Source organism: Escherichia sp. KTE52, assembly GCF_000408325.1.
GTDB lineage: Bacteria > Pseudomonadota > Gammaproteobacteria > Enterobacterales > Enterobacteriaceae > Escherichia > Escherichia marmotae.
On the sequence record NZ_KE138677.1, the window covers coordinates 743,196 to 752,943 of the forward strand.

Below are 9,748 nucleotides of genomic sequence, written 5' to 3' on the forward strand. Positions count from 1 at the left end.
TGAATGTTGCACATTAAAACATAACAGCCCGAAACTTTGGATAAAAAAGTGGTCGAACCGCGGAGTTACTTTTTATTTTGCGGCGCGTGCCGCAGCGCGTTTGTGACGGATAATTTCGATGACGCCCGGCAGAATGGAAACCACAATAATCCCGACGATCAGCAGCTTAAGGTTATCCTGAACCATTGGGATTGTACCGAAGAAATAGCCTGCGTAGGTAAAAAGTAGAACCCACAACAGCGCGCCGATCACGTTATAAACGGCGAAATGACGGTATGACATGTGGCCCATCCCCGCAACGAACGGGGCGAACGTTCTGACAATTGGCACAAAACGGGCGAGAATAATGGTTTTGCCGCCATGTTTCTCATAAAACTGATGGGTTTTGTCGAGATAACTGCGACGGAAAATTTTCGAGTTCGGATTGCTGAATAATTTCTCACCGAACAACCGCCCAATAGTGTAGTTAACGGCATCGCCAACAATCGCGGCAACCAGCATCAGTACTACCATCATATGGACATTGAGATCGTTAGTTCCCAGCGAGGCCAGCGCCCCGGCAACAAACAGCAGCGAATCTCCCGGCAGAAACGGTGTCACTACCAAACCAGTTTCACAGAACAAAATCACAAACAAAATGGCATAAACCCAGACGCCATACTGCGCGACCAGTTCCGCCAAATGCACGTCAATGTGCAGGATAAAATCGATGAGGAAATAAATCAGGTCCATATTTGCCTATGCCTTGTACGACTAAAATTAGTCCGCCAGAAAGAGCGGGCCCATTGGCGGCTTTGGAAGATCGAATCTGTCCGGGTAATCCACCGCGACCAGATACAACCCTTCCGCTTTCGCCGTTGCTGCCGCCAGCGTCCTGTCCTTAGCCGCCAACAGCTCTGCTATCCAGCTCTCCGGCTGGTTGTGGGCACCCACTTCCATCAGGCTGCCGACAATATTCCTCACCATATGATGTACAAAGGCATTCGCTTTGATATCTACCACCACATAGGGACCGTGACGCGTGACGTTGATATGCATAACGTTACGCCACGGCGTTCGGGACTGACACTGCACCGCGCGGAACGAGGTGAAATCATTCTCGCCCAACAGGCATTGTGCCGCCCGATGCATCCGTTCGGCATCCAGCGGTTCGTAAAAGTGGGTAACACCTTTACTCAGTACCGCCGGACGCAGTCGATGATTGTAGATGATGTAGCGATAACGGCGAGCCGTAGCGCTAAATCGGGCGTGAAAATCATCGGGTACAGCTTTAACCCAACGCACGGCGATGTCACCAGGTAAATTCGCATTTACGCCTAACGTCCACGCAGCGTCTTTGCGTAACGCGGTGGTTTCAAAATGCACTACCTGCCCGGTGCCGTGTACCCCTGCGTCGGTTCGCCCGGCACAGAACACGGTGATGGGTTCGTTCGCTACCTGCGAGAGCGCCTTTTCCAGCTTTTCCTGCACACTGCGGACTTCATTCTGCCGTTGCCAGCCGTAATATCTGCTGCCGTCGTACTCAATACCCAGCGCAATTTTATAAACTGGCGGTTGTTGCTGGTCGGACATTAGTACAGGTACTCCTGCACCAGTTTTTCAGCGATCTTCACCGCCATCAGTGCCCCCCCAAAACGGACGTTGTCGGCCACCGACCAGAACTGGATTTGCTCTGGCATACCATAGTCATTACGAACACAGCCGACAGAAAGATGCGGAGAACCAGACGCATCGCCCACCTGCGTTGGGAATTCATTCTCTTCAGAAAGCACAATATCTTCGCTTTGGGAAAACGCATCACGCGCTTCTTCTGCCGCCAGCGGACGTAATGCTTCGAAGTTGACCATCTGAGCATGACCGTAAAATACCGGTGCCTGAACGACACTAGCCGAAATCATCAGCCCTTCGTCCTGCATAATTTTGCGCACTTCATCGACAATACGGCGCTCTTCGCGTACGTTACCTTCGCGATCCGGTAGCAAGGGCAGCATATTAAACGCCAACTGACGACCAAAGAAATCATCTTCATCAATCGGAATACCGTTGAGCAATTTCGCGCTCTGCCCGGCTAATGCATCCACCGCTTTTTTGCCCTGAGCGGAGGCAGAAATCAGGCTGGTAACGCTGATGCGCGACAAACCGCCCTGATCGATTAACGGTTTCAGTGCAGCCAGTAACTGGCTGGTCAGGCTATCAGGAACAGCAATAACGTTACGGTTACGGTAGTCCGCCAGTACAAACGGATTCACGTCCGGCACCACCAGCGGAACATCAGGTTCGAGAGCAAACAGGCCGCTGCTATCAATGACCAGACATCCCGCGTTAGTGGCTTCTTCAACCCAGGCGGCGGTAGCTTCTTTACCTGCAACAAAAAACGCCAGTTGCGCCTGCGTCCAGTCAAAATCGGCAGCATCCTGCACGGTGATTGTCTTACCACCAAAACGCAGATGTTCACCTGCGCTTTCGTTACGTGCCAGTGCATAAATTTCCCCAACCGGGAACTGACGTTCAGCCAGCGTTTCAATCAGGGCTTCGCCCACAGCGCCAGTTGCGCCCAGGACAGCAATGTTCCAGCCTTCAGACATGGTGGTTTACTCCAGAAATAGCAAAACTCCCTGCCGATATTACAGCAGAGAGCATGAAGAAGAGATTAACGTGCCGGATGATGAACGGCGTTAAAACCCAATTTACACAGTAATGCCGCCGCGCTGGTGTCATCGCAAATCACATACAGAGACGACCATTCACGGCGTTCAAGGTAATTTTTGCGCAGTTTATCGAACTCACCCGGTATCCCGGCGACTTTACGCAGCGGTGCGTCATCGCGGCGCACATCATACACCAAATGCACCAGCCTTTTTAGCGTTGGCTGATCGAGCGAGCCATGCAGCGTAATACGGCCAAATTCTGGTGTTGGCAATAAGGTATCCAGCGCGATGTGCTGTTCATGACCAATAAACTTGCTATAAGCCTCAAACACTTGCGTGGTGCCACGCGCTTTACCTTCGAGGGTATAGCCCGCGATATGCGGCGTGCCGATATCCACTTTTTGCAGCAGCTCGACGTTGAGTTCTGGCTCGCCCTCCCAGACGTCCAGCACCACGCTTAACTTCTGGCCTTCATTCAGACAGGTCAGCAGTGCGGTATTATCGACGACTGCGCCACGGCAAGCGTTAATCAGAATCGTCCCCGGCTTCAGGCTGCGGATCAGTTTTTCATCCGCCAGATGCCGCGTTTTGTACGGACCATCTTTAAAGAGTGGTGTATGGAACGTCAGAATATCCGCGTGCTGAACCAACTCATCAAGAGAACGGAAATCTCCCTCATCCCCACGATCGGCGCGTGGCGGATCGCAAAGCAAGGTTTTAATTCCCAACGCCTCCAGCCGCGCCTGTAATCGACGACCAACGTTACCAACTCCCACGATCCCCACGGTACGGTCATGCAGTGAAAATCCATCGCGTTCGGCAAGCATTAGCAACGACGAGAAAACATATTCCACTACCGCAATCGCATTGCAGCCAGGTGCGGCAGAAAAACCGATCCCTGCCTGCTGCAACCATGCCTCATCAACATGGTCGGTCCCCGCAGTGGCGGTGCCAACAAATTTTACTGATTTCCCCGTCAGCAGCGACGCGTTCACTTTCGTGACCGAACGCACCATCAACGCATCCGCGCCATCCAGTTCTGCGACTGGAATTGGACGCCCCGGAACCGCTTTCACCTCACCCAAACGGCTAAATAATTCGCGGGCATAAGGCATATTTTCATCAACAAGGATTTTCACGTTTGTGCTACCTGTATGAGAACGAGAGTTAACCGGACAAGTGTGCCATAATCTCGCGGCCAGGCATACTTGCGATGATTTCAGGTATAAGGATACGTAATGATACAACCTCTTTCAGGCCCTCCTCCTGCGCAACCACCAGGTCAGGGGGATAACCTGTCGTCTGGCGCAGGCAATCAGCCTTTATCCAGCTTGCAACGTACCGCGTTGGAAAGTTTGATGATCAAAGTGACTTCGCTGACGCAACAGCAGAGCGCAGAGTTGTGGGCCAATATAAAGCACGACATCGGTCTGCCGGGTGATTCACCTTTGCTTTCACGCCATTTCCCGGCAGCAGAACAAAACCTTGCGCAACGTTTGCTGTCTGCGCAAAAAAGTTATTCTGTCCGCCAACTTTTGGCCCAATTGGGGGAGTATTTACGTCTGGGAAATAATCGTCAGGCCGTCACGGATTATATCCGGCATAACTTTGGTCAGACGCCGCTAAATCAACTCTCACCAGAGCAATTAAAAACCGTCCTGACGCTACTACAGGAAGGGAAGATGGTTATCCCGCAGCCGCAACAGCGCCAGGCGACCGACCGACCTTTATTACCAGCGGAACACAATACGCTCAAGCAACTGGTCACCAAACTCGCGGCGGCAACAGGGGAACCCAGCAAACAGATTTGGCAATCGATGCTGGAACTTTCAGGGGTGAAAGATGGCGAGTTGATTCCGGCGAAACTGTTTAACCATCTGGTCACCTGGTTACAGGCTCGTCAGGCGTTAAGTCAGCAACACACTCCGACGCTGGAGTCACTCCAGATGGCGCTAAAGCAGCCACTGGATGCAAGCGAGTTGACGGTATTATCGACGTATGTTGAGCAAAAGTATGGGCTTTCAACACAATCAGCCCTGACGTCTGCACAGGCCGAAGATATCCTTAACCAGCTCTATCAGCGGCGGGTGAAAGGCATTGAACCGCGTGATATTCAACCGCTGCTCAATCCCTTTACCCCATTAATTGACACGATGAAAGAAATGTCAATGCGCCCCAGCCTGTGGATATTATTCGTCGTCATCATTGTGATGTTGATCTGGCTAGTGGGTTAACCCCGGCGAAACGACAGTATCGTCACAATAATCCCCAGTACCGCCGATATCGCCCCGGCAAGAAATACCGAAGAGTAGCCAAACGAGGTCGCCAGAACACCCGCCAGCGGCCCGGAAACACCGAGGGCGATATCCTGAAACGCGGCATAGCCACCGAGCGCTGTGCCGCGCACCTGGGAAGGAACGCGTTTAACCACTTCCACACCCAGGGCCGGGAATATAAGCGAACACCCAGCCCCGGTTAACGCCGCGCCCGCTAATGCGACCCACGCTCCCGGTGCCTGCCAGAGCATCAACAAGCCGGCCGTTTCTACCAGCAGAGAGACTATCGCCACTTTTACGCCACCAAAACGGTCTGGCATCCAGCCAAACATTACGCGCATTACGACAAATGCGCCGCCAAAGGCGGTGAGCGTAAAGCCCGCCATCGCCCATCCTTTGCTGGCAAAGTAAAGCGAAACGAAGGTTCCGATAACCGCAAAGCCCACGCCCTGAAGCGCCAGGCCCAGCCCAGGCTTCCAGATAAGACCGACGACACTCCACAGCGAGGGGCGTTCTCCCGCCAGAGCAGGTACTTTGCGCACCGTGCCATTGCAGGCCCACGCCAGCAACGGCAGTATCATTGTCGTAAGTGCCAGGACGGCAAAACCGTAATGACTATGGATCAGTAAGCCAAGCGGTGCGCCGACAGCCAGTGCGCCGTAAATCGCCATCCCATTCCACGACATCACTTTTCCGGAGTGTTTTGGCCCGACGATGCCTAATCCCCAGGTCAGAGCACCAGTCAGCAACTGACTTTCACCAAAGCCAAGGATCAAACGCCCGACGACCAGCAGGGCAAATTTAATCGGCGCAGAAACGGGTAAAAGCGCAGCCAGCAATAAAGCACCACCAGCCAGGCCACAGGATAACATGCCCTGAAGTGCTGAACGTTTTGCCCCATATTGATCGGCCAGCCGTCCGGCATAACCTCGTGTTAATACCGTGGCCAGAAACTGAATGCCAACGGCAATTCCGACCATGGTGTTGCCATAGCCTAGCTCATGATGGACAAAAAGTGGGATCACCGGCAAAGGTAACCCTACGGTCATGTAGGTCAAAAAAACCGCAAAAGCGATGCGAAAAAGCGAAAAATTGGCAGAAGATCGTGTTTCTGTTTGGCTTACAGCAGTCATGCATTACTCCAGAATGCAGCGCAAGGCGAAGAATTTCCCCGTCTTATCTCTCTGGTTTTCAGGGTTACAGTGCGTTGGAAGGGTTTAACGCGTACGTATTTTCAGCAGGAAATCGACAAAGCAAGAAGTTTGCCTGGAACAAACAGCGATTGTCAATGATGTGAAAAAGGGAACCATCAGGCTCCCTTTTGCGTTACTGCCGAATGCGGAGCTGGCGCGTAATGTCGGATGCGACGCTTACGCGTCTTATCCGACCTGCTCCAACCGACTCCGACATGTCGCAGAATTAATCTTTCAGCTTACGCATTACCAGCGTGGCGTTGGTGCCGCCGAAGCCGAAGCTGTTAGACATAACGGTGGTCAGCTCGCGATCGGTCGTTTCGGTTACGATGTTCAGTCCCGCAGCCTGCTCGTCCAGCTCTTCAATGTTAATGCTTGGGGCGATAAAGCCGTGTTCCAGCATCAGCAGAGAGTAGATTGCTTCCTGCACACCCGCAGCGCCCAGTGAGTGACCGGTCATCGCTTTAGTTGCAGAAATCGCCGGGCTATTATCACCGAACACTTCCCGGATAGCTGCCAACTCTTTCACATCGCCAACCGGAGTCGAAGTACCGTGAGAGTTCAGGTAGTCGATTGGGGTATCAACGCCGTGCATCGCCATCTTCATGCAGCGAACCGCACCCTCGCCAGACGGAGCAACCATGTCTGCGCCATCAGACGTTGCGCCGTAGCCAACGATTTCAGCGTAGATGTGAGCACCACGAGCCAGCGCGTGTTCCAGCTCTTCAACCACCACCATACCGCCGCCGCCAGCGATAACGAAACCATCGCGGTGAGCGTCATAAGTACGGGAGGCTTTTTCCGGGGTGTCATTGTATTTGGTAGACAGCGCGCCCATCGCGTCAAATTCGCACGCCATTTCCCAGCACAGCTCTTCGCCACCACCAGCAAACACGATGTCTTGTTTGCCCAGTTGGATCTGCTCGACTGCGTTACCGATACAGTGTGCGGAAGTCGCACAAGCGGAGCTGATGGAGTAGTTAACACCGTGGATTTTAAACGGTGTGGCGAGGCAGGCAGAAACGCCAGATGCCATCGCTTTGGTGACCACATACGGGCCAACCGCTTTCAGGCCACGCGGGCCGCGCATTGCGTCAGCACCGAACACCTGGAAACGCGGGGAACCGCCGCCAGAACCTGCAATCAGGCCAACGCGCGGGTTATTCTGGTAAGCTTCCGGGGAGAGGCCAGCATCTGCGATTGCCTGCTCCATAGAAAGGAATGCATAGATGGATGCGTCGCTCATAAAGCGCACAACTTTGCGGTCAATGAGGCCAGTGGTATCCAGTTTTACGTTGCCCCAGACGTGGCTACGCATGCCGGAATCCTTCAGCTCCTGAGAGAAAGTGATCCCTGAACGTCCTTCACGCAGAGATGCCAGGACTTCCTGCTGGTTATTACCGATGCTGGAAACAATGCCCAGGCCAGTAATCACTGCACGTTTCATTCAATACCTCTGTAAGTCGCACATAGAGTAAGTTTCGAATGCACAATAGCGTACACTTGTACGCCGAACAAGTCCGATCAGACAATTTATAGAGAAATTTGCGCAGCCTGACACACATCGCTAAGATCGAGCCACCGCCTGTAAGACGAGTAACTTACGTGAAACACTACGCTATACAACCTGCCAACCTCGAATTTAATGCTGAGGGTACACCTGTTTCCCGAGATTTTGACGATGTCTATTTTTCCAACGATAACGGACTGGAAGAGACGCGTTATGTTTTTCTGGGGGGTAACCAATTAGAGGCACGTTTTCCCACACATCCACATCCTCTGTTTGTGGTAGCAGAGAGCGGCTTCGGCACCGGATTAAACTTCCTGACGCTATGGCAGGCATTTGATCAGTTTCGCGAAGCGCATCCACAGGCACAATTGCAGCGATTGCACTTCATTAGTTTTGAGAAATTTCCCCTCACCCAGGCTGATTTATCGTTAGCACATCAACACTGGCCAGAACTGGCACCGTGGGCGAAACAGCTTCAGGCGCAGTGGCCTTTACCCTTGCCCGGTTGTCATCGTTTATTGCTCGATGAAGGCCGCGTAACGCTGGATTTATGGTTTGGCGATATTAACGAACTCACCAGCCAACTGGACAATTCACTAAATCAAAAAGTGGATGCCTGGTTTCTGGACGGCTTTGCGCCAGCGAAAAACCCGGATATGTGGACGCAAAATCTGTTTAACGCCATGGCGCGTCTGGCACGTCCTGGCTGCACGCTGGCAACCTTCACGTCTGCCGGTTTTGTCCGCCGGGGCTTGCAGGAAGCCGGATTCACGATGCAAAAGCGTAAGGGTTTTGGGCGGAAACGAGAGATGCTTTGCGGCGTGATGGAACAGACATTATCACTGCCCTCTTCCGCACCGTGGTTTAATCGCACAGGTAGCAACAAACGGGAAGTGGCGATTATTGGCGGCGGTATCGCCAGCGCGTTGTTGTCACTGGCGCTGTTGCGGCGCGGCTGGCAGGTAACGCTTTACTGCGCGGATAACGCTCCCGCGCTTGGTGCTTCTGGTAATCGTCAGGGAGCGCTGTATCCGTTATTAAGCAAACACGATGAGGCGCTGAACCGCTTTTTCTCTAATGCATTTACTTTTGCCCGTCGGCTTTACGGTCAATTACCCGTTAAATTTAATCATGACTGGTGCGGCGTAACGCAGCTAGCCTGGGATGAGAAAAGCCAGCACAAAATCGCGCAGATGTTATCGATGGATTTACCCGCAGATCTGGCGATGGCGGTCAACGCAAATGAGGTTGAAAACATTACAGGTGTTGCGACAAATTGTGGCGGTATTACTTATCCGCAAGGCGGCTGGCTATGTCCGGCAGAACTTACCCGTAATGTACTGGAACAGGCGGAACAGCAAGGTTTGCAGATTCGTTATCAACATCAGTTGCAGGATTTATTGCGTAAGGATGACGGGTGGCAACTGACATTTGCAGATCATCAGCAGGTGATGCATAGCGTGGTGGTACTGGCGAACGGGCATCAAATCAGCCGATTCAGCCAGACGTCACCTCTACCGGTGTATTCGGTTGCCGGACAGGTCAGTCATATTCCGACAACGCCGGAACTGGCGAAACTAAAGCAGGTGCTGTGCTATGACGGTTATCTCACACCACAAAATCCGGCGAATCAGCACCATTGTATTGGTGCCAGTTATCACCGCGGTAGTGAAGATACGACCTACAGTGAGGACGATCAGCAGCAGAATCGCCAACGGTTGATTGATTGCTTCCCGCAGGCGCAGTGGACGAAAGAAGTTGATGTCAGTGATAAAGAGGCTCGTTGTGGTGTACGTTGTGCCACGCGCGATCATCTGCCCATGGTGGGAAATGTCCCCGATTATGACGCCACGCTCGCGGAATATACCTCGCTGGCGGAACAGAAAGATGAAGCGGTAAGCGCACCAGTCTATGACGATCTCTTTATGCTTGCTGCTTTGGGTTCGCGCGGTTTGTGCTCTGCCCCGCTGTGCGCCGAGATTCTGGCGGCACAGATGAGTGAAGAACCTGTTCCGATGGATGCCAGTACGCTGGCGGCATTAAATCCAAATCGGTTATGGGTACGGAAGTTATTGAAGGGTAAAGCGGTTAAGGTAGGGTAATCTGCTTTGGCATTGTTTG

The 9,748-nt window shown here is 52.8% G+C and carries 8 protein-coding genes; 2 read left to right on the top strand and 6 right to left on the bottom strand.

The genetic code is table 11. The features are described 5' to 3' along the window. Positions 1-72: 72 nt before the first annotated feature. From A1SC_RS13635 to pdxB, 4 genes are all read right to left on the bottom strand, one after another. Positions 73-732 (bottom strand): DedA family protein, encoded by a 660-nt coding sequence (locus tag A1SC_RS13635; RefSeq protein WP_016262187.1) that lies wholly within the window; start codon positions 730-732, stop codon positions 73-75. A 27-nt stretch (positions 733-759) separates the two neighbouring features. Next, positions 760-1,572: a tRNA pseudouridine(38-40) synthase TruA gene (gene truA / locus A1SC_RS13630; RefSeq protein WP_001283594.1), complete on the bottom strand. Its 813-nt coding sequence runs from the start codon at positions 1,570-1,572 to the stop codon at positions 760-762. After that, positions 1,572-2,585 carry an aspartate-semialdehyde dehydrogenase gene (locus A1SC_RS13625; protein WP_001289148.1) on the bottom strand — a complete coding sequence of 338 codons (1,014 nt, stop codon included), beginning with the start codon at positions 2,583-2,585 and terminating at the stop codon, positions 1,572-1,574. The genes truA and A1SC_RS13625 overlap by 1 nt, the downstream gene beginning before the upstream one ends. Before the next feature lie 65 nt (positions 2,586-2,650). Beyond that, positions 2,651-3,787, bottom strand: a complete 1,137-nt coding sequence (gene pdxB, locus A1SC_RS13620) for a 4-phosphoerythronate dehydrogenase PdxB (protein WP_016262188.1) — start codon at positions 3,785-3,787, stop codon at positions 2,651-2,653. 99 nt (positions 3,788-3,886) lie between these two features. On the opposite strand from pdxB, the gene flk reads away from it, so the two are divergent. Beyond that, on the top strand, positions 3,887-4,882 hold the full coding sequence (gene flk, locus A1SC_RS13615) for a flagella biosynthesis regulator Flk (protein WP_000615850.1): 996 nt from the start codon (positions 3,887-3,889) through the stop codon (positions 4,880-4,882). Here flk and A1SC_RS13610 read toward each other — a convergent pair. Both A1SC_RS13610 and fabB read right to left on the bottom strand, forming a co-directional pair. After that, the gene (locus tag A1SC_RS13610; protein ID WP_000127795.1) at positions 4,879-6,057 is read right to left on the bottom strand and encodes an MFS transporter; all 1,179 of its coding nucleotides are present in this window, start codon (positions 6,055-6,057) and stop codon (positions 4,879-4,881) included. The genes flk and A1SC_RS13610 overlap by 4 nt on opposite strands. A 286-nt stretch (positions 6,058-6,343) precedes the next feature. Continuing rightward, complete coding sequence (gene fabB / locus A1SC_RS13605) at positions 6,344-7,564, bottom strand: beta-ketoacyl-ACP synthase I (protein ID WP_000817180.1); 1,221 nt, start codon at positions 7,562-7,564, stop codon at positions 6,344-6,346. Positions 7,565-7,722: 158 nt separating this feature from the next. Here fabB and mnmC point away from each other — a divergent pair, with 158 nt between their 5' ends. Next, positions 7,723-9,729: a bifunctional tRNA (5-methylaminomethyl-2-thiouridine)(34)-methyltransferase MnmC2/FAD-dependent 5-carboxymethylaminomethyl-2-thiouridine(34) oxidoreductase MnmC1 gene (mnmC, locus tag A1SC_RS13600; RefSeq protein ID WP_000683549.1), complete on the top strand. Its 2,007-nt coding sequence runs from the start codon at positions 7,723-7,725 to the stop codon at positions 9,727-9,729. Positions 9,730-9,748: the final 19 nt, after the last annotated feature.